Origin of the sequence: Imbroritus primus, from assembly GCF_964332355.1 — a bacterium.
GTDB lineage: Bacteria > Pseudomonadota > Gammaproteobacteria > Burkholderiales > Burkholderiaceae > Imbroritus > Imbroritus primus.
The window spans coordinates 245,768-267,033 of record NZ_OZ201294.1; the positions used below are offsets into that span (position 1 = coordinate 245,768).

At 66.0% G+C, this 21,266-nt stretch carries 14 protein-coding genes; 2 read left to right on the forward strand and 12 right to left on the reverse strand.

All coding sequences use genetic code 11. From position 1 onward, the window contains the following. Nucleotides 1-6 precede the first annotated feature (6 nt). Genes glgB through ACQ3C8_RS16100 form a run of 3 tightly spaced genes read right to left on the reverse strand, consistent with a single transcriptional unit; the run spans nt 7 to nt 8,853 of the window. Nucleotides 7-2,265, reverse strand: coding sequence for a 1,4-alpha-glucan branching protein GlgB (gene glgB, locus ACQ3C8_RS16090; protein WP_428853149.1), 2,259 nt, complete (start codon nt 2,263-2,265; stop codon nt 7-9). Further along, a complete protein-coding gene (treS, locus tag ACQ3C8_RS16095) occupies nt 2,258-5,656 on the reverse strand; it encodes a maltose alpha-D-glucosyltransferase (RefSeq protein WP_428853150.1) in 3,399 nt (1,132 codons plus the stop codon). Before treS ends, glgB begins: the two co-directional genes overlap by 8 nt. Beyond that, a complete protein-coding gene (locus ACQ3C8_RS16100) occupies nt 5,653-8,853 on the reverse strand; it encodes an alpha-1,4-glucan--maltose-1-phosphate maltosyltransferase (RefSeq protein ID WP_428853151.1) in 3,201 nt (1,066 codons plus the stop codon). The genes treS and ACQ3C8_RS16100 overlap by 4 nt, the downstream gene beginning before the upstream one ends. Before the next feature lie 423 nt (nt 8,854-9,276). Between ACQ3C8_RS16100 and ACQ3C8_RS16105 the strand changes: the two genes are divergently transcribed. After that, nucleotides 9,277-10,710 (forward strand): sigma-54-dependent transcriptional regulator, encoded by a 1,434-nt coding sequence (locus tag ACQ3C8_RS16105; RefSeq protein WP_428853152.1) that lies wholly within the window; start codon nt 9,277-9,279, stop codon nt 10,708-10,710. A gap of 17 nt (nt 10,711-10,727) precedes the next feature. Here the strand turns inward: ACQ3C8_RS16105 and ACQ3C8_RS16110 are convergent, their stop codons facing one another. Then, on the reverse strand, nt 10,728-13,289 hold the full coding sequence (locus ACQ3C8_RS16110) for a glycogen/starch/alpha-glucan phosphorylase (protein WP_428853153.1): 2,562 nt from the start codon (nt 13,287-13,289) through the stop codon (nt 10,728-10,730). A gap of 319 nt (nt 13,290-13,608) precedes the next feature. Between ACQ3C8_RS16110 and ACQ3C8_RS16115 the strand changes: the two genes are divergently transcribed. Then, nucleotides 13,609-14,031, forward strand: coding sequence for a hypothetical protein (locus tag ACQ3C8_RS16115; RefSeq protein WP_428853154.1), 423 nt, complete (start codon nt 13,609-13,611; stop codon nt 14,029-14,031). 36 nt (nt 14,032-14,067) lie between these two features. Here ACQ3C8_RS16115 and ligD read toward each other — a convergent pair whose 3' ends face one another. From ligD to ACQ3C8_RS16155, 8 genes are all read right to left on the reverse strand, one after another. Next, nucleotides 14,068-16,569 carry a DNA ligase D gene (gene ligD, locus ACQ3C8_RS16120; RefSeq protein WP_428853155.1) on the reverse strand — a complete coding sequence of 834 codons (2,502 nt, stop codon included), beginning with the start codon at nt 16,567-16,569 and terminating at the stop codon, nt 14,068-14,070. Next, complete coding sequence (locus ACQ3C8_RS16125) at nt 16,566-17,492, reverse strand: Ku protein (RefSeq protein WP_428853156.1); 927 nt, start codon at nt 17,490-17,492, stop codon at nt 16,566-16,568. Before ACQ3C8_RS16125 ends, ligD begins: the two co-directional genes overlap by 4 nt. 23 nt (nt 17,493-17,515) lie before the next feature. Continuing rightward, complete coding sequence (locus tag ACQ3C8_RS16130; protein ID WP_009523534.1) at nt 17,516-17,656, reverse strand: hypothetical protein; 141 nt, start codon at nt 17,654-17,656, stop codon at nt 17,516-17,518. A 1-nt stretch (nt 17,657) separates the two neighbouring features. Next, nucleotides 17,658-18,677, reverse strand: coding sequence for a hypothetical protein (locus ACQ3C8_RS16135; RefSeq protein ID WP_428853157.1), 1,020 nt, complete (start codon nt 18,675-18,677; stop codon nt 17,658-17,660). Between the two features lie 102 nt (nt 18,678-18,779). Next, a complete protein-coding gene (locus ACQ3C8_RS16140; protein ID WP_009523536.1) occupies nt 18,780-18,938 on the reverse strand; it encodes a DUF3309 family protein in 159 nt (52 codons plus the stop codon). 103 nt (nt 18,939-19,041) lie between these two features. Next, complete coding sequence (locus ACQ3C8_RS16145; protein ID WP_037030620.1) at nt 19,042-19,644, reverse strand: hypothetical protein; 603 nt, start codon at nt 19,642-19,644, stop codon at nt 19,042-19,044. Between the two features lie 179 nt (nt 19,645-19,823). Further along, nucleotides 19,824-19,997 (reverse strand): hypothetical protein, encoded by a 174-nt coding sequence (locus tag ACQ3C8_RS16150; protein WP_009523538.1) that lies wholly within the window; start codon nt 19,995-19,997, stop codon nt 19,824-19,826. Nucleotides 19,998-20,013: 16 nt separating this feature from the next. Continuing rightward, complete coding sequence (locus ACQ3C8_RS16155) at nt 20,014-21,084, reverse strand: DNA topoisomerase IB (RefSeq protein WP_428853158.1); 1,071 nt, start codon at nt 21,082-21,084, stop codon at nt 20,014-20,016. Between the last annotated feature and the right edge of the window lie 182 nt (nt 21,085-21,266).

Here is a 21,266-nt window from a genome sequence, read left to right on the forward strand (position 1 = left end):
CCTGCGTCAGGCGGGGGTGAGGATAAGTGTCGCCAAGGGCGGCAGCGTCAGCGTTAGCGAGGCAGGCCAGCCATGTGATGGCTGCGCTACTGCCTGCGCGCCGCCCTGGTTGCCGAGATTGCTGCCGCCGTAGCACGCTGCATCGGTGTTCAGGCGTTCTTGCCACGGGCCGGCCTGCGGTACACCGACGCGGTAGCCGGGGCGTGGCACCGGCGTGAGATTGCTGATGGCGAGGACTGGCGCCTCGTTGGCTGCCGCAAGGCGCAGGAAGGCCAGTACGCTATTGTGCGAGTCGTCCCCGACCACCCAGCGGAACCCTTCCTGCACCGCATCCAGCCTGTGCAGCGCCGGCAGTTGTGCATATAGCCGGTTGAGGTCGCGTACCAGCGACTGCACGCCGGCATGGGCTGGCATATCGAGGAGTTGCCAGTCGAGCGCGGTGTCGTGATTCCACTCGCGTTCCTGCGCAAGTTCGCCGCCCATGAACAGCAGCTTCTTGCCCGGATGCGCCCACATGAACGCGAGATAAGCGCGCAGGTTGGCGAAGCGCTGCCACGTATCGCCCGGCATCTTGCCGAGCAGCGAGCCTTTGCCGTGCACCACCTCGTCGTGCGACAACGGCAGCACGAAAGCCTCGGACCATGCGTAGACCAGGCCGAACGTCATGTTGTGGTGATGCCAGGTGCGATGCACGGGGTCGTGCGCCATATAGCGCAGGGTGTCGTGCATCCAGCCCATGTTCCACTTGAAGGTGAAGCCCAGGCCGCCGCTGTCGGTGGGTGCTGTCACGCCGGGCCAGGCTGTCGATTCCTCGGCGATGGTCATGGCGCCCGGGCAGCGCGCCTGCACTTCGGTGTTCAGCGTACGCAGGAAATCGATGGCCTCGAGGTTCTCGCGTCCCCCATGGCGATTGGGAATCCATGCGTTCGGCGCGCGACTGTAGTCGCGGTACAGCATTGACGCCACCGCGTCCACGCGCAGGCCATCGATATGGAAATGCTCCAGCCAGTGCAGTGCGCTGGCCAGCAGAAAGCCGCGCACCTCGTTGCGGCCGAGGTTGTAGATCAGCGTGTTCCAGTCCTGGTGCAGGCCCTCGCGGGGGTCGGCATGTTCATACAAAGCGGTGCCATCAAAGCGCGCCAGGCCGTGCGGGTCGGTCGGAAAATGCGCTGGCACCCAGTCCAGGATCACGCCAAGGTTGGCAGCGTGGCAGCGATCGACGAATCGCGCGAATGCCTGCGGCGGGCCAAAGCGCGCGCTTGGCGCGAACAGCGAGAGCGGCTGGTAGCCCCACGAGCCGCCAAACGGATGCTCGGTGATCGGCAACAGTTCGAGATGCGTGAAGCCGAGATCCTGAACGTAAGGAATCAGGCGGTCGCCGAGCGCATCCCACGACAGCGTGCCGCCATCTGCCGTGCGCTGCCACGACCCGGCATGCACCTCGTAGATCGACAGCGGCTCGGCGTGCGGATCCTGCGCGGCGCGCCGCTGCATCCAGGCCGCGTCATGCCATGCAAAAGGCGGAGCGGTCTCGCCGGGGCGCGTGATCACCGACGCGGTGGCGGGCGGCATTTCCGTCATGCGCGCCAGCGGGTCGGCCTTGTCTGGCAGCAGCTCACCATACACAGCGCGTACGGCGAACTTGTAGCGGCAGCCGGGCCGCGCTCCCCAGGCTCCCGGTACGAACAGTTCCCACACGCCTGCGCCGTGACGCAGGCGCATGGGATGACGGGCTGCGTGCCATCCATTGAAATCGCCGAGTACGGCAACCGCGCTGGCATTGGGCGCCCACACCGCGAAGCGCACGCCGGGCACGCCGTCCACGCTCATCGCCTGCGCTCCCAGCGCTTGCGCCAGCTCGAAATGCCGGCCCTCGCCGAACAGGTGCAGATCCATGTCGCCAAGCAAGGTGGCGAACGCGTACGGATCGGGTCCGCGCTGCTGGCTGCCGTCGGACCAGGCGACGGTCAGGTCATAGCGGCGCGCGCCGGGCAGCTGCGAGGTCCGCCAGGCCGCATCCACGGCCGTGGGCAGCAACAGGCTGAACACATCGTTACGCCCGAGCTTCGTCATCGCCATGCGCGTGCCGCCGCACTCGACCCAGGCATGTGCAGCGCCGGGCAGGCATGCACGGATGCGAGTGCGTGTGCCTTCGCCATGATTTTCCTGCCGCGGACCGAGCAGCGCGAACGGATCTCCGTGCCGGCCCTGCAGCAGCGCGGCGAGGGTCGCCGTGTCGAGCGGGTCGGCCGGAGCGTCAGACATCGTCGTGCTCCGCGACATCTGTCAGCTTGCGTGCCAGGCGCGCCAGGCCGGCCAGTGGCAGGTCGATCCAGTGTTCCCGATTGGCGGCTTCGTAGCCGACCTCGTAGGCCGCGCGCTCCAGTTGGAACAGGTCCACCAGCGCATGGAACTGCTCCGGCGTGACCCATGCGTGCGGCGCCTCGGCCGCCGTCTCGAGATAGGCATTCAGGAAGCTCTCCGTGGCGACGCTGCGGAAGCAGGTCAGCAGCGCATCGCGGCGCTGCGCCAGGGCCGGCGGCAGGGCCGCGACCAGCGGTTCCTGGTGTGTGCCGAGCGTGGCTGCCGCATAGTCGAACGAACGCAGCATGCCCGCCACGTCGCGCAGCGGCGAAGTCTTGCGGCGCCGTTCGGCTAGCGGCTTGCCTGGCTCGCCTTCGAAATCGACGAGTGCGACATCGTTCTGCACGACCAGTGTCTGCCCCAGGTGAAAATCGCCATGCACACGGGTTTGCAGGCTGCCGGGCGCCGCCGCGGCGAGCACGCGCAGGCTCGCCGGCAACTGCGGGCGCAGCGCCTGCAGCAGCGCGATGTCCTCCGCCATGCGCGCGGCGTTCGGATGGTCGTCAAAGCGCGAACCGGCCAGCTGCGCGAGTGCGCCATCCACCGCGGCCACCACGGTATCGGCCCATCCATGTGTGTCGTTCTCCGTTACCGGCACCGGATCGAAGGCAGGGTCGTCGCTCGGCTGCGCGAGCACCGCATGCAGTTGTGCCAGTCGCTGTCCGAGCATGGCGGCGATCGGTACATAGCCGCCGAGCGCCTCGCGGCAACCTTCGTCGGACTCCAGTGCGGGCAGGACCTCGTCCAGCGTGCGCGCCAGGTAGTCGAGCGTCCATTGCCAGCCGTCACCCTGATTAAGCAGGTACGATTGCAGCAGCATCAGCGTATGCGGCGTGCCTTGGGGATCCACACGCACCACTTCACCGAGAAGTTGCGCACAACTGGCATAGCCATGGCGGGTGAGGTAGCGCGTCATTTCGGCTTCCGGATGGATGCCGCCGGTAATGCGCCGTACCAGCTTCAGGATGGCGACGTTGCCGTAGCTCAGCGAACTGTTGGACTGTTCCGCCGCGACCCACGCTACCGTCTCCGCGCCGGCAGCATCCAGTTGCGCCGGGTCGGCTTCGGCGCGGAAGAGGATCTGGCCATCTTCCGTGTCGATCGTGCGTTGCGTGCGGAATGCCTGCAGCACGCCGCGCGCAAACGCTTCAAGGGTGAAGGCATCGGTCACCAGGCCGACCCGGCTGCCGGTGCGCGCGCGCGCCAGCGACAGCATGCCGGGCAGTTGCGGTGCGCTGTCGCTGTCGTCCGCATCCCACAGCAGGCCGAGCGGTAGTTGGTACCGCAGTGTGCGTCCCGCCACCTGTACATCGATCTCGCTGAGCAGGCAGGGGTGCTGCACCCCATCCACGAATGGCACAGCATAGGCCACGCGCACGGCGTCGAGCGCCCCGTCCTTGGCGGAAAACCATCTGCGCCGGCGCAGATACTCCGGCAGTGCTTCGCGCGCCAGCGTGTCGCGTGCATGGGCGTTGAGCAGCGGTGTGCCGCGTAGCACCAGCGTGATCTGCTCGGCCATCGGCTCGGGTGGGCCGACGTGCCACGCCGGCGGTTCGGCAGTATCGCTGAGGACGAACCAGTAGAAGCCGTACGGCGGCAGCGTCAGCAGGTAAGTCAGCTGGCCGATGGCGGGAAAGGAGTTGGCGCCGAGCATTTCCACCGGTACGCGCCCCGCAAACTCCGCCAGGTCGAGTTCCACCGCCTGGTGGACGCGCGACAGATTGGCCACGCACAGGATGTGTTCCTCACCATGGTCATCGCCATAGGTGCGCAGGTAGGCGAGGATCTTGCGGTTGCGCGGATACAGGAAGCGCAGCGAGCCGCGCCCAAAGGCGCGATGCTGGCGGCGCAAAGCGAGCATGCGCCGCACCCAGTTGAGCAGGGAATGCGGGTCGCGCTGCTGCGCCTCCACGTTCACTGCCTCGAAGCCATATAGCGGCCCTTGCAGCGGCGGCAGTACGAGGCGTTCGGGATCCGCGCGCGAGAAGCCGCCGTTGCGGTCGGGCGACCACTGCATCGGCGTGCGCACGCCATCGCGGTCGCCCAGGTGGATGTTGTCGCCCATGCCGATCTCGTCGCCGTAGTAGAGCACGGGCGTGCCGGGCATCGAGAACAGCAGGCTGTTCATCAGTTCGATGCGCCGCCGGTCGCGCTCCATCAGCGGCGACAGGCGGCGGCGGATGCCGAGGTTAATGCGCGCCCGGCGCTCGGTGGCATACACTTCCCACAGATAGTCGCGTTCGCGGCTGGTCACCATCTCCAGCGTCAGTTCATCATGGTTGCGCAGGAAGATCGCCCACTGGCAGTTGGACGGAATATCGGGCGTCTGCCGCATGATGTCCGTGATCGGAAAGCGGTCCTCGCGCGCAATCGCCATGTACATGCGCGGCATCAGCGGAAAGTGGAAGGCCATGTGGCACTCGTCGCCCGGCGAGTCGTCATCCTTGCGGTGGCCGGTGCTGCCCTCGGCGCCATCTTCCGCAGGGCTGCCATCGTGGCCGCCGAAGTACTGTTGCGCATCTTCCGGCCACATGTTCGCCTCGGCCAGCAGCAGCCGGCCGTGGTAGTCGGCGTCGAGCGCTGCGCGGATGCGGCGGATCACCGCGTGTGTTTCCGGCAGGTTCTCGTTGCTGGTGCCTTCGCGTTCGACCAGGTACGGTACGGCATCGAGGCGTAGGCCATCGACGCCCATGTCGAGCCAGAAACGCATGACCGACAGCACCGCGCGCAGTACCGGGGGATGATCGAAATTGAGATCGGGCTGGTGCGCATAGAAGCGGTGCCAGTAATACTGCTCGGCTACGGGGTCCCAGCTCCAGTTGGATTTTTCGGTATCGCAGAAGATGATGCGCGTGCCGGCATAGGCGTGGTCGCTGTCCGACCACACATAAAAATTGCGCGCCGATGTGCCCTTGCGCGCCGCGCGTGCCCGCTGGAACCACGGATGCTGGTCCGAGGTGTGGTTGATTACCAGTTCGGTGATGACGCGCAGGCCGCGCGCATGCGCTTCGCGGATGAAGTGGCGCACCTCGGCCAGCGTCCCGTACTCCGGGTGCACGCTGCGGTAGTCGGCGATGTCGTAGCCATCGTCGCGGCGCGGCGAAGGATAGAAGGGCAGAAGCCATACCGTATCGACGCCAAGCTGGACCAGATAGTCGAGCTTCTCCAGCAGGCCGGCGAAATCGCCCACGCCGTCGCCGTTGGCGTCGTAAAACGACTTGATATGCAGTTGGTAAATGACGGCATCCTTGTACCAGAGCGGATCGGATGGCGTGCCTGGGGATGCGCTCATGTGGCCTCCGGTCGGGTCAGCTGCCAGACGGCGTATGGCAGCCCGGCGGGATCGAGATGCACCGGCTGCCAGCGGCCCTGCCAGGTGAAGCGGTGGCCGCGCAGCAGATCGGTCACGGCCAGCGCTCCATCGTCCGGCAGTCCCCATTCCCACAACGGCAGTTCGAGCGTGCAGCTGCGCGCGGCCTGCGGATCGAGGTTGATCGCCACTAGCAGTACATCGTCGCCAAATGGCTGGCCGGGCGCGGCGCTGTCCGGCACGTATCGCAGGAAGGCCAGCACCGCGTCGTTGTCAGCCGCGCAGAAGCGCAGGCCAAGGTGGTTCTGCAAGGCGGGATGGTTGGCGCGCAGCGCATTGAGGCGCGTGATCTCGCGTACGATATGGCCCGGATGGTTCCAGTCGCGCGCGCGCAGTTCGTACTTCTCGGAGTCGAGGTACTCTTCTTTCACCACGCCGTTTACTGTCAGGGGCGCGTACTCGCACAGCTCGTAGCCGCTGACCATGCCCCACAGCCCGGACAGCAGCGTCGCCAGCGCCGCGCGGATCAGGAAGGCGGACCGCTCGCCGCCGTGCAGGAAATAGGGATTGATGTCTGGCGTGTTGACGAAGAAGTGCGGCCGGTAGAACTCGCGCAAAGGGCTTTGCGTCAGCTCCGTCATGTACTCCATCAGCTCGCGCTTGTGCGTGCGCCACGTGAAATAGGTGTACGACTGCGCAAAGCCGATCTTGGCAAGGCGCGCCATCATGCGCGGCCGCGTGAATGCCTCGGCGAGGAAGATTGCTTCCGGGTGCACGGCGCGCACGCTGGCGATCAGCCAGGCCCAGAACGGCAGCGGCTTGGTGTGCGGATTGTCGACGCGGAAGAGCCGCACGCCATGGCGGATCCAGAACATCACCACTTCGCGCAAGGCCAGCCAGAGCGCAGGGGCGGCCGTGCCTTCCGCGCTGTCTGTATAGAAATCGACGTTGACGATATCCTCGTATTTCTTCGGCGGATTCTCCGCATAGCGCAACGAGCCGTCCGGCCGGTAGGAGAACCATTCCGGGTGGTCGCGCAGCCATGGGTGGTCCGGTGAGCACTGGATGGCGAAATCGAGAGCGATCTCCAGGCCCGCGTCCGCAGCTGCCGCGCGCAGCCGTGCGAAGTCCTCGAAGGTGCCAAGCTGCGGATGCAGGGCGTCGTGCCCGCCTTCCTCGGCGCCGATGGCATAGGGACTGCCGGGATCGCCAGGGCGCGCCTGCAGGCTGTTGTTGCGGCCTTTCCGATGGGTGCGGCCGATCGGGTGGATGGGCGGAAAGTACAGTACCGTGAACCCCATGTCCCGGATCGCCGGCAGGCGCGCGATAACATCGTCGAAGGTACCGTGCCGCTGCGGTTCGTTGCTTTGCGAGCGCGGAAACAGTTCGTACCAGCTGCCGTAGCGCGCCGCCAGGCGGTCAGCCTCGACCGGCATGGCCACGGGATGGCGGGTGACGAACGGCCGGCCCCCTGCCGCGCGCATGGCTTCCGCCGTGCCGGGGGCAAGTAGGAGTTCGAGCCGCTGCTGCGGATGATCGGCAGTCTCCGCCAGCTGTGCGGCCACCGCGTGAATCGCGAGCGTGATATCGCCCGCCGCCCGGGTGGCCACCTCCTGCACGAGGCGGGCGCCCTCCTCGATCTCGAGCGTGATGCCGACATTGGCCGCACGCTTCTTCTGGATCTCGTCGCGCCATGTCGCATAGGCATCGCGCCACGCTTCGATCGTGAACTCATGACGGCCCAGCGCCGTCAGCGGAAACCGGGCAGTCCAGGCGTCGTTGCCGAGCGGCGTCATCGGCGTTTCCCGCCAGCTGCTCATGCCCGGTGCGCGCCACAGCATGACCACTGCCAGCTGGTCATGGCCATCCATCCACACATCAGCGCGCACTTCGACTTCTTCACCGACCACGCGCCGTACCGCAAAGGCGCCGCCGTCGACATTAGGCGTGACGTTCTCGATGGCGATGCGAGGCGCTTGCAGCGCAGCCTCTACGCTCTGCCGCAGATGGGCCTGCACGGCCGCGCCAACTTCCGTGTCCATGGCGTGGACGTCAATGACGTGCGTGTCGATGGCCTGCGTGCGCGCTGCATCGCCCACGGGGCGGAAGAAGCGGATATCCGCCGGCGGCAGCAATAGCGTGGCGCTGGCGTCGAGCGGCGCGATGTCAACGGGCGTACCCGGCACGCCCGGGCTGCCACGGGCGGGCAGCAAGTAGCCGGCGCCCTGTGCCAGGCCGCCGAGCACGCGTGCGGCGCCGAGCGAGGCAAGCTGATCGTTGTCAGGGTTGATGACGACGGCGAGCGCCCCGGCTTCACCGGAGTCGCGCACGCACACCGTCAGGGACGCCTCCGCGCCGCTCAGCATGCGCAACTGACAGGGTGGCGCACAGGGGTTGGCGGCATGCCAGGCGTTGGCGTGGATCACCTCGTGGCTGAGGTCAAAGCGTTCGTCGAGGGATGTCGCTTCGGCCTGATGCGCACGCTGGCCGGAACGCGCCTGTACTCCGTGTTCGAAGCCGGCCGGTACGAGCAGATCGTCGCCCAGTGCGGCAGCGGCCCAGAGCGCACGACGGGCCACCAGCACATCGTGCGGCAGGGCATCGGGCAGCGCCGCACACGCTCCGATGCGGCCGAGGGGACGCAGCCGCAGGAATTCTTCGGCAAGCCATGCGCTGCGGTAGTCCCACCACGGGAGGGAACAGAACACGACATCGAAACGGGCGGCGTGGAGGCCCAGCAGCTCCTCGGGTGTGAGGCCTGGCGTCCAGGCAAGGCACTGCGGGACGTGCGGCACTGCGGCGGCGCTTGCTCTAGCAGCGCGGATTTCCGTGAGGACTTCGGCCCACTGCATGCCGTCAAGACGCGCCGGTTGCAGAAAGCGCAGGCCCGCCGCCCCCGCGCGCACCAGTGCGCAGGCCTCGTCCAGCCATGCCTGCCCGGTATGCAGGGGAACCGCCACGTCGAAGACACAGCCGATCCCGTGCCCCGCGCTACGTGCGCACAGGGACGCCGGATCGATGGATGCCACCGACTGCGCATCGAGTAACACATGGCCGAAGCCAAGATGGGCGGCATGCGTGATGCCGCGCGTGATCGCGCCTTCCCTTTCTCTATGGTCCAGTCCGGCTGACGGCGCGGCCATGTCGGCAGGCGTGGCGGCCAGCTGACAGATCCGCATGCGACTGGCTGGATCGGGGCAGGGCATGGCTGATGACCTCCGTGGGCGGGATGGGTGGGGCACGCGCGGTAGCAGCGCGGCCCACGCACGTTTGTCTCGTACCGGTAGCGAAGGGCGTGCCAGCATGTGCGCTCGCATGGACATTGGGGCGGGCCCGCGCGCGGGTGCGGTGGCTGTAAAACTTACATGGCCACATGCAAGAAAAGCTGCCGCGCACCGGGCCCCCACGCGGTTTCAGGGGAGGTGATGTCAGACAGACACCGGCATCGGCGCGCCCGGGGGCTTCCTACAATGGATGCGTTGCTTCTATCTTGTCGGCGGATGCCCGGATCGGCAGCGGGGGCTGCATACCATGGCGGTTCCTGGTGCTGCCTTCGTGCGTCCACGTCGCGTTCCTGTGTGTATTCTTTTCCGGTCATGTCCATGCCCCATCTCCTGATCGTCGACGATGACGCAAGCATTTGCGAAACACTTTCCGATATCGCCGCGGACGAAGGCTTTACATGCGCCGTCGCTGGCACCTTGCGCGATGCCTGTCTGCAGATCGGCTGGCAGCAGCCGCACGCGGTGCTGGTGGATCTCACGCTGCCAGATGGCTCCGGCATGGAACTGTTCAATGAAGTGGGCGCAGCGGGCACGCAAGTGATCGTCATGACCGGAGATGCCACCGTCGATACCGCCGTCAAGGCATTGCGGCACGGTGCGACCGATTACCTGGTCAAGCCGCTCAGCGCGTACCAGGTGCGCGCCCTGCTGCGCCGTGCCGCCCAGCAGTGCAGCGCCGTATCCGAACGTGCACCGGCAACGCTCACGACAGCAGCTGTGGCCAGTGCAACCGCTGCTGTCGGCGCGGGCGGTCTGGTGGGCACGTCACCCGCGATGCTGCAGGTCTACGAGCAGATCAACAAGGTCGCGCCTACCGAGGCGACCGTGCTGCTGATCGGCGAAAGCGGAACCGGCAAGGAGCTGGCCGCGCAGACCATCCATCGGCTCTCCGCGCGGGCGCGGCATAACTTCATTGCCGTCAACTGCGGCGCCATCTCGCCGCACCTGATCGAGTCAGAGATGTTCGGCCACGAGCGCGGCAGCTTCACCGGCGCGGAACGCCAGCACAAAGGTTATTTCGAACGTGCCGATGGCGGTACGCTGTTTCTCGACGAAATCACCGAGATGCCGCTCGAGTTGCAGGTGAAGCTGCTGCGCGTGTTGGAAAGCGGCGGCTTCATGCGCGTTGGGACCAATCGCGAGCTGCGCTCCGACGTGCGCGTGCTGGCCGCCACCAACCGCAACCCCGAGGAAGCGGTGGCCGAAGGCAAGCTGCGCGCCGATCTGTATCACCGGCTCAACGTGTTTCCCATCGAACTGCCGCCCCTGCGCGAACGCGGCGACGATGTCCAGGCCATCGCCCAGATGCTGCTCGACCTGCTCAACCGCGAACATGGCACCCAGCGGCGCTTTGCGCCCGAGGTGCTGGAAAGCATGCGCCTGCATACCTGGCCAGGCAATGTGCGCGAGCTGCGCAACTTCGTGCAGCGCGCCTACATCATGTCTGACGACGACATCATCCGCGAGACGCAGGTGCCGGTCGCCATGGAGGTGGTGCACAGCGCACCGGGCACCGTGGTATCCGTGCCCGTTGGCATGTCACTGGCGGATGCCGATCGTGAACTGATCTTTGCCACGCTCGAGCAATGTGCGGGCGTCAAGAAACACGCTGCCGAAATCCTCGGTATCAGTCTCAAGACGCTCTACAACCGGCTCGAGGAATATGCCGCACGCGGCGAGTATCCGCCACGCGGCAGGTCGACGGCGGCAGAGAATGCTGGCGATGCCGGAGAACCGCCCGCACCGGCCTGAGGCGCTGGCAGGCCAGGTTAGGCTGCGTCGCTCGGTGCCATGGCACGCGGGCGGCCCCATTCGCGTTGAGCCGTAGCCGACTGCTCGGCGTCACGCAGCAACGGCACGGGTACCGGCTTGACATGCCAGATGCGTGCGCAGTACTCGCGGATCGCCCGGTCCGATGAAAAATAGCCCGAGCGCGCCACGGACAGGATCGACATGCGCTGCCACGCTGCCTGATCGAGGAAGGCAGCCGACGTTTGCCCCTGCGCCGTGACATACGAGTCGAAATCGGCCAGCAGCAGATAAGGATCGTGCTGCAGCAGGTTGCCTGCGATCGGTTCGAACAGGGTCGGATCGCCCCTCGAGAAAAAGCCCTGCTGCACCAGGTCGATGACCGCGCGCAGTTCCGGATTGCGCGCGTAGTAGGCCGCCGGACGATAGCCATCGGCGCGCAGGGCGGCGACCTCAGCCGCGGTCAGGCCAAAGGCGAAGAACTGTTCGGCGCCGATGGCATCGCGCAGTTCGATGTTGGCGCCGTCAAGTGTGCCGATGTTCAATGCGCCATTCATGGCGAACTTCATGTTGCCGGTGCCCGAGGCTTCCTTGCCAGCCAGCGAGATCTGTTCCGACAGGTCGGCCGCAGGATAGATGCGTTGCCCGAACCCCACGTTGAAGTTGGGCAGGAAAGCCACCTTGAGGCGGTCGCGTACCTGGGGATCGCGGTTGATCACGTCGGCCACCGAAGTGATGAAGCGGATCATCAGTTTGGCGTAGTGGTAGCCTGGCGCGGCCTTGCCGGCGAAGAGAAAGGTACGCGGCACGATCTCGGCATGCGGATCGGACTTGATGCGGTGATACAGCGCGATGATGTGCAGCACGGCCAGGTGCTGGCGCTTGTATTCATGGATGCGCTTGACCATCACATCGAACATCGATGCCGGATCGACCACCACGCCGGTCTGCTGGCGGATCAGCACCGCCAGGTCGGCCTTGTTGGCCTGGTGCGCGGCGTGCCAGCGCTCGCGGAAGCCGGCATCGTCGGCATGGATCTCCAGCGCGCGCGTCTGTTCGAGATCAGTGACCCAGCCGTCGCCGATGGCATCGGTCATCAGCCGTGCCAGTCGCGGATTCGATAGTGCCAGCCAGCGGCGCGGCGTGACGCCATTCGTGATGCTTTCGAATTTCTCCGGCCAGACGGCATTGAAATCGCGCAGCACGTCCTCGCGCATCAGCTTGGCATGCAGGTCGGCCACGCCATTGATGGTATGGCTGCCGACACAGGCGAGATGCGCCATACGCACGGCGCGCGGGCCGCTTTCGTCGATCAGCGAGAGCCGTGCCGCACGGTCGCCATGCCCGTAGTCGCGGATGCGTACTTCTTCCAGGAAGCGCGTGTTGATCTCGTAGATGATCTCAAGGTGGCGCGGCAGAATGGTTTCGAACAGTTCCAGTGGCCAGCATTCGAGGGCTTCCGGCAGCAGGGTGTGATTGGTATAGGCGAAGGCATGGCGCGTGACATGCCAGGCCGTATCCCACGGTACCAGATGCTCGTCCACCAGCAGGCGCATCAGCTCAGCAATGCCGATGGCCGGATGGGTATCGTTGAGCTGCACGGCGAATTGTTCGTGAAAGCACGTCACCGGCATCTGGTGCAACTCGAGGATGCGCAGCATGTCCTGCAGCGAGCAGGCGACGAAAAAGTACTGCTGCTCCAGTCGCAACGCCTTGCCCTGGTAGGTTTCATCGTTCGGGTAGAGCACCTTGGTGAGGTTCTCCGAGGTCACCTTGCGATTCACTGCGCCCAGATAATCGCCACGATTGAACACATCGAAATCGAACGCCTCGGTGGCCTCCGCGCGCCACAGGCGCAAGGTGTTGACGGTATTGACGCGGTAGCCGAGGATCGGCGAATCGAAAGGCACACCCATCACGCTCTTGCCCGGCACCCAGCGTACCCGGTAGTGGCCGCGGTCATCGGTGTAGTGCTCGGTGTGCCCGCCGAGCTTGACCTCGACGGCCCAGTCGGAGCGCTGGATTTCCCACGGATTGCCGTTGCGCAGCCAGGTGTCGGTGTTTTCCACCTGCATGCCGTCGATGATGCTCTGCTGGAAGATGCCGTACTCGTAGCGGATGCCGTAGCCGATGGCGGGAATCTCCAGCGTCGCCAGCGAATCCATGAAGCATGCGGCCAGCCGCCCCAGGCCGCCATTGCCAAGGCCCGGCTCGGCTTCCTGCGCCAGTAGCATATCGAGGTCCAGCCCGAGTTCGCGCATCGCCTCGCGCACCTCGTCCTGGATACCGAGGTTCAGCAGGTTGTTGCCCAGATGCGGACCCAGCAGGAATTCCGCCGACAGGTAGGCGACGGTACGGGCCGGTGTGCTGAGATGCTTTTCGCCAGTGCTGATCCAGCGCTGCACCATGCGGTCGCGTACCGTATGCGCGAGTGCCTGGAACAGGTCGTTCTGGTTGGCCAGCCCCGGCAGCTTGGCCTGCGTATAGAACACATGGTCGAGAAAGGCGCGCCGGATCGGCGTGCGGGCCAGTGAGGTGCGGGTATTGTCGGTCGCGGCGACGGGCGAGGTATTCGCGGCCATGCGTGGCTCCTGCGTCGGGAAGGGTGAGCGGATCGTCATGCGCTGGGGCGGAGCGGCTGCCTCCAGCGTAGGCAAGGTTGGACGGCAGAAGCAAGCTGCCGTTCCGATGTCGAAAGTGATGCTGCACACTGGTAAGAATTACATGCCGTGCCCGCTTGATCGTGCATCGGACCATTGCGCGGCAAGGTTCGGCCGGCTGGCGCGCAACTTGCGTAATGCAGGAGGCGGACCGCCTCGCTGCCTAGGCGGAATCCACCGACTGCGCCTGACGCGGAGCCGGGGATGTTGTCCGCTGTGAAGTCCAGATCAAGGAGCCGACATGCACAAAGCCAAGACTTCTCCGCAGCATGCCAAGAACCGGACGCGGCCGTATGTGCCGCCCAAGGTTGACGACGACACGCCGACCTATCAAGAGGCCGTCGACGAGTCGCTCGAAATGACGTTCCCCGCAAGCGATCCGATTTCGCCGAGTGCGGCCATGCACGCCGAAGAGCGGGTGCGTACCGAGCGCGACAAGACCGACTGGAAACTCTCGCCGGGCAGCGAGAACCAGCCAGTCGGGACGACGCCTGCTGCGCAGCGCACAGGCAAGACCGACAAGAGCGCCGCGCACGCCAGCCATGGCGAGACGAAAACCGCCAGCGTGTCGACCAAGGGAGCGGTGAAAGGCGCAACAAAAAGCGCTGGGAAAACGCCTGAGAAGGGCGCCGTAAAAGGGCCCGTGAAGCGCCCGACCCATTGAGGGCCGGCGTTCGCCGGTGGCCGCGCGTGGGTATGCTCATGCGTCGGCCATCAGGCGCACATGCCGTACCGCGAGTGTGGTGCGTGCGGCGTTGAAGGTGTCCCATAGCGCGGCGTGTTCTTCGAGGTGACGCATAGCGTTACCGATGTGGAAGTGCGCGCCCCGCAGATCGGTTTTGCCGTCGAGGGCGTTCCAGGCCAGCGGCATGGCGACGGGGGCGCCAGCGCGGGCGCGCACCGCGTACGGCACGATGGCGGTATTACCTGCGCTATTGCGCAGGTAATCGATAAAGATACGCCCATGACGCCGGGACTTGGACATCGACGCCGTGAAACGCTCCGGCATCAGCCCGCTCAGGTGCTGGGCCAGTCCCCGTGCAAATGTCTTGACCTCCTCCCACGAGCGACCACGCCGCAGCGGCACGACCACGTGCAGTCCCTTGCCGCCTGTGCTGCGCAGGAACGATGGCAGCTCGAATTCTTCCAGGGTCCCGCGCACCAATCGGGCGGCATCGGCGATGACGCGCCAGCTCAGCGCCGGATCGGGATCGAGATCGAAAGTGATCTGATCGGGCCGGTCGAGGCGGGGCAGGGTCGCACCCCACTGATGCAGCTCGATGACGCCGTGCTGTACCAGTGCGACGATGCCGGCCTCGCTTTGTACCGCGATGTAAGGCGCATCTTCGCCCGGCACATCGACGCGCATCAGCCCCTCAGGCAGGGTTTGCGCAAGTGCCCAGTGCTTCTGGAAGAAACAGGTACGCTGCGTGCCTTCGGGGCAGCGCATGAGCGAGAGCGGCCGGCCATGCAGCCATGGCAGCATCCAGCCGGCGACACCTGCGTAGTAGCGCGCCAGCTCACCCTTGGTGAAACCTGCATCGGGAAACACCACGCGCTCGGCATGCGTGATGCGCACCCCGTGCCATGCTGCTGTATCAGCGGATGAGGCAGAACTGCGTCCGCTTTGCCTGGGGCGCTTGGCGGGTTGAGCGAGCTGGCTTGCGGACATGGTCGCTTCCTCCTCGATCTCGTTGGCGGCCTTGTCGGGGCGCAAGCCGGCAAATGCGGCCTGACGCAGCAGCCGGTCGGTGGTCCAGCCAGTGTAGGTCACTTCCGCGACCAGTACCGGGCGGGTCCAGTGCACCTGTTCGCCGGCCAGGCGGGGTGGCGGTGCGAATGGGCTGCGCGCGCGCCGCTCGCGTACGAGCCGCTGGTGCAAGGCGCTCAGCTGCGCGCGGCTGAAACCACTGCCGACACGGCCCACATAGCGCAGCGTGGCGGGTTTGCCGGAGGACCGTGCCCATACGCCGAGCAACAGCGCGCCAAGATGGATGCGCTGGCCTTTGGGTTCGGTCCACCCGCCGATCACGAACTCCGCGCGGGGCCGGCACTTGATCTTGATCCACGCTGTGGTGCGCCGGCCGCTATACGCGGCATCATGCTGCTTGCCAATCACGCCTTCGAGATGGAGCGCACACGCCGCTGCCCAGACGGTTGGGCCGTCTCCGGGTAGCTCCGTACTCAGCTGGACGTGCGGCGGCAGCGCGGGAGCCAGGGATTCGAGGACGGCCCGGCGCTGCGACAGCGGCAACGATCGCAGGTCACGGCCGTCCCACCAGGGGATGTCGAAGAGCACGTAGTGCAGACGGCTGGCATCGCTGTCCGCTGGTCCTTCGGCGCTGAGCATGGCCTGCAGGGCGCCGAAGCTGCTATGACCGTGCGCATCGAACACGACGAGCTCACCATCGAGCCAGCCGCCGGCGGGCAGCGCGCGGGCCAGGCCCTCTGCTAGCGCTGCCAGAGCCGGGGTGCGATGTTCCCACGCGAGACCATTGCGGCTCAGTAGCTGGGCCTTGCCATCGTGGATACGGCATAGCATGCGGTAGCCGTCGTATTTGATTTCGTAGCGCCAGCCCGGCGTTTCGGGCGGTGCATCGACCAGGGTCGCCAGTTGCGGCGCGAGCGTCGCCGGGGGCGCAGCGGTGGCGTGTCTCCGCTTGCGTGATGGGGCCGCGAGCGCTGCCGGCGCGTGTTCAGCATCGTGCCCGGGCAAGGCAAAGGCGTCGGCAGTCTTGCGCAACAGCCACTGCGTGTCCTTGCCGCTGGTGCGCACCAGTATCCAGTCGCCTGCCAGTCGCCCGCCAAGCAGGCGAAAGCGCAGGCGACCCCGCTGCAGCCCGGCATGGGCATCGTCTAGCGGTTGCCAGGTGCCACGGTCCCAGATACGGACTTGCCCAGCGCCGTACTGGCCGGCAGGAATTTCGCCCTCGAAGCTCTCATAGCCGAGCGGATGGTCTTCGACCTGCACCGCCAGCCGCTTCACAGTGGGATCGAGACTGGGCCCCTTCGGCACCGCCCAGCTTTTCAGCACACCGTCGAGTTCGAGGCGAAAGTCATAGTGCAGGTGGCTGGCATGATGTCGCTGTACGACATAGCAGCCGTCGGCATGCGCGCGGCGCGCCGCCCGGCCCGCCGGTTCGGGTGTCTTGTGGAAATCGCGGCGGGCGCGATAGCGCTGCAGCGCGTCCTTTGCGCTCATGCCGCCGACGCCCGTTTGCGGCGCGTGCTCTCCGCCCCGGCCTTGCGCGGCCGCTTGCTGGACGTGGTCTTGGCGGTGGCGGTCTTGCGCGTGGCGCTCTTGGTGCGCGTGCCGGATTTGCCCTGGCGTTGTGCGATGCTGCTGCGAATGAGGTCCATCATGTCGATGATGTCGGCACTCTTGCGCGGCGCGGTGTCGGCCGGCGGGGTGTCGGCCACGGTGTGGGTCTGCCCGGCCGCGATGCGGCGCTCGATGCGTTTCATCAGGTCGGCGCGGTACGTGTCGTGATACTGATCGGGTGACCACGACTCCGCCATGTCTTCCACCAGCTTGGCCGCCATGCCGACCTCGCGGGCGGTAACGCCGGTGCCGCGCGTACCGCTGGCCGGCAGGTCGAGTTCGTCGACGGGCAATATCTCCTCGGCAAAACGCATGGTGTTGAGGACCAGGACCTGATCGCTGACCAGGACCGCGGCGAGGTGCTGGCGCGCGCGAATCACCACCAGCGCCAGCGCGGCATATCCGGTACGGCGCATGGTTTCGCGCAGCAGCGCATAGCCTTTGGCACCATGCCGGTCCGGCTCCAGGTAGTAGGGCGTCTCGAAGAAGTAGGGTGGAATCTCCGCAGCCTGCACGAAGCTGACGATATCGACGGTCTGCGTGGCCTCGACATTGGCCTGGATGAAATCCTCTTCGGTCAGCAGCACATACTCGCCCTTGCTGTACTGGTAACCCTTGGCGATATGCGCCGATTCGACCGGCTTGCCGGTGCGTTTGTTGATGCGCTGGTACCCGACCGGCGCCATGTCGCGCCGGTCGATCCAGTCAAGGTCGATGGTGTTGCTGTGCGACGCGGGCTTGAGCACCACGGGAATGGTGACCAGGCCGAATGAAATCGCACCGCGCCAGATGATGCGGGACATCCTGCTCTCGTCTACCTGTCACATCACGCGCGTTTGGGCGGCGGCGGTGGCACGTCGCCTGGCGGCGGATCATTGACGGGTTCGTGGGTGTCCGGAATCGGCACCGGCGGCTCGGGGATCTCGGGGCGTGGCGGCGCCTGGTCGGGCTCGGGAGTAATGTGCATGTCAGTTTTCCTCAAGGCGGACATCCTGCGCCGCGCTGGTAGTGGACGAAACGGTGCGGGCAGCCGCTTCATGCCGGCAGACCACCACCGTGCCTTCGCCATCCGCCGCCAGGAAATCGCGGTACAACAGGGCGGCCGCGATCGCCGGGTGGAGGGTCGCGAGCGTCTCGCGGTCCGGTAGCCGGGCGTCCTGATCCAGGTCGCCGCAGTACAGCACGAGCAGGCTGCCGGCCGGCCACTGCATCTCGGTGCCGGTCACACCGTTCGGGCTGGCGGAAGGCTGCACGTAGCGTTCCGTGTCGGGGGTGTCGATCAGGGCACGGATGCCGCCGCCCCCGGCGAAGCACAGGTGATCGCCCTGCGTATCGAGGGTGGCGACGCCGAGTGCAACGTCTTCGTGCAGGTTGCTGCCGAGAGCGCTGCGTACGCGCTCCGCGATGATGGCCGGCGTGGCGGCCCCGCAGGCGCCGGCGGCACGGTGCGCGGCCGTCGTGAGCTGGTGGGCGTCCGGCCCGTGGCCCAAGCCGTGCAGCAGGGTCAGGTTGAAGCCGCCAGGTGGCATGAATTCGATATGCCACGGCTGGCACCGGGTCACTTCCTGGGCACGCGGCACGCAGATGGCGCCGACCGCGATATCCGCCGCGACAGGACTGAAACGTTCCGAGGGCGGCACCACCATGCGCGCGATATGCCCTCGCCCCGGCGTGCAGTGCAGCGTGAACGCTTCGGCGATCGGCGCGAGCAGTGCGAGGCCGGCTCCCTCGTCAGGGGCATAGCGTTCGAGCGCGAGGACTTCGATGCGTGGCGCTGCCAGACCGCTGACTTCTTCGCGCAGCGGACGGATCAGCAATTCGCCACGGTCTCCAAGGCGGCTCAGCAGGCACGCAGCCGCGCTGGCGACGGTGTCATCGAGGCGCTCGCTGGCACGCTCGCTGAACCCGCAGCGTATCGCGAGCTGCATGGCAGCGTGCCGCACGGCGTCGATGTCCTGGCGGTCGGCAATCAGGGTTCGAAATTGCATGGGAATGGCGGCATGAAATTGGTCGACGAAGCCGGTGAAGACAGCGTCGGGTCGGTATTGAAAGAGCCGTCGAAGCAGCGGTCCGGTATGGGAAGCGCGCGACTACAGCCGGCCCATCAATACCAGCACGAGAATGATCAGCAAGACCAGTCCGAGCCCGCCGCTTGGCCAGTAACCCCACCCGGAGCTATAAGGCCACGATGGCAGCGCAGCGACCAGCAATACGATCAGAACGATCAACAGGATGGTTCCAGTTGCCATGATGCGTCTCCTCTTTATGAAAGCATGGGAACCGGCCTGGCCGACTCCCATGCAGTGCAGTCAAGTGGATGTAGCGCCCGGCCGGGGCGTTACATACATGCCTTTACTTGTTGTAGCGCGCCTTGACGTCGCTCATGCACTTGTCCTTGGCATCGCCCGACATGGCATCGCACTTTTCCTTGTCGGCCTTGTAGCGCGCATCGCTCACGTCCTTGTTGACCTCGCGACGGGTCTCGGCTACATCAGCTGACGAGCCGCTAGCTTTTTCCTTCGTTACCTTGGCGGCGCCGAGGGCCTGTTCATGCGCGGCCTTGGCCTCCTTCACGCACACATCCTTCTCGTTGCCCTTCTTGTCGTCGCAGCGTTCCTTGGCCACTTTGTAGTCGCCATCGGCCTTTTCCTTCTGGACCTTGGCCTGGGCCTTGGGCGTGCCGTCACGGGTGGCTTCTGCTTCGGCCTTGGCGACATCGCGGTCGCGCTTGGCTTCGGCTTCGCAGACGTCCTTGGCGTTCGAACTTAGCGCCTTGCATTTTTCCTTCGCCGCCTTGTAATTCGCATTAGCCTGCTTGACCGCGGCATCGTAGCCGCTCGCCGCAGCAGGCTGTGCAGCCGTGTTGGCACCGGGTGTCATCTGTGCCAGCGCGGCGCCACCGGGAACGGCGATCATTGCGGCACATGCTGTTGCAGTCAGCCATTGCTTCATCATTCTGCTCTCCTTGTTGTGAATGGATCGATGGTGTGGGGTTGGCATCTCGGACCCACCGTTGACCACGTTTCAAGGCTACTGAGGTCATCGGGGTTCCGGCAGTGCCCACGTTCCGATAGCTGCGTCGGACATTTCCGACAGAAGTGGTGTGTGGTGCGCATCGTGCCGCGCCCTGTACCTCATTCGTTTTCCACCGGCGGTTCGCTCCAGGCCGGATCGTCGCCGCGTTTTACCGAGGGCGGCTCACCGTTCTCGTCCGGTACATTGGCTTCGCGTGGGTAGGGCGGCGCGGGCGGCCGAGTCGCCGGATCCTCCGGAACGGATGAATCGCGCTTGCCAGGTGGTGTCGCCATGGCGGGACTCCTCATGTCAGTTGTCGGAGTTGTTCTCGCACGATGCATGCCAGTCCCCCAGCAGGGTCAGCAGGCGACGTTCGTCCTGGCGCAGGCCGCTGCGGCGGTGCAGGGCGCATGCGGAGAGCGTCCCGCCACTGTAGGCGGAGAGCACGGCGGGATGCACATAGCATTTTCTACATACCGCCACGGTATTGCGGAGCTGGCGGGCGACTTCGCGAATCGCGGCGGTGATGGTGCGTGCGGCGTCACGGCCGTGGGCAGGCGGACCCGGCCGTTTGCGCAGGTAACCGAGGGCGAGCACGCTGCCCGCCCAGGTCCGGAAGTCCTTGGCGGTGAAGTCGCTACCCATGATGGATTGCAGGTAGGCATTGACGTCGGTGGAGCCAACTTCGTGCGCGATACCATCGGCATCGCAATACTTGAAAAGCTGCTGCCCAGGCAGCTCGGCGCATGACCGGACGATGCGCGCTACGCGCGTGTCGCTCAGGAGCACATCGTGCTGCACGCCGCTCTTGCCGGTGAACTGCATGCGGATCCGGCTGCCGTGCAGTTTCATGTGCCGGCGTTGCAGCGTGGTGATGCCATAGCTGCGGTTCTGGCGGGCATAGCGGCGGTTGCCCACGCGCACCAAGGTCTGGTCCAGCAGGTAGACCACGGCCGCCAGTACTGTGTCCCGCGCCAGTGGATGGCCGCGCAGATCCCGTGCTACCTTGGTGCGCAGCCGTGGCAGCGCCATGCCGAAAGCATGCAGGCGCGCGTACTTGTCGCGCTCGCGCAGCGCGATCCAGGCATCGTGATAGCGATACTGCTTGCGGCCGCGCTGATCGATGCCGGTGGCCTGCAGATGGCCGCGCGGATCGCGGCAGATCCACACGGATTCATAGGCAGGCGGCAAGGCAAGGCTGCGGATACGCGCTAGCGTGGCCGCATGCCGTACCCGCACGCCATCGTCGAGGTAGATGAATCCGCGCGCCCCGTTACGGCGGCGCACGATACCCGGCACGGTGTCGTCGATGTAGCGAAGCCCGGCGTCCTGTGCCGCCGCACGCGCCTCGCCGGCGGCGTCACGCAATGGTGCTGGCATGTGATCCAGGGCAGCAGGCGGGATTGGCGTGGCGCAGGGCTTGTATCGGATCTCGAATCATTGCGTGTCGCTCCGCTCGTTGCGATGTGCATGGCGCCGCAAGGCGCTACAACTGGCGCATTGCGGACCCGGACGGCGCGCTGCAGCCACTCCATGCGGCAGTTCCCTGGATGGCCGCCGAC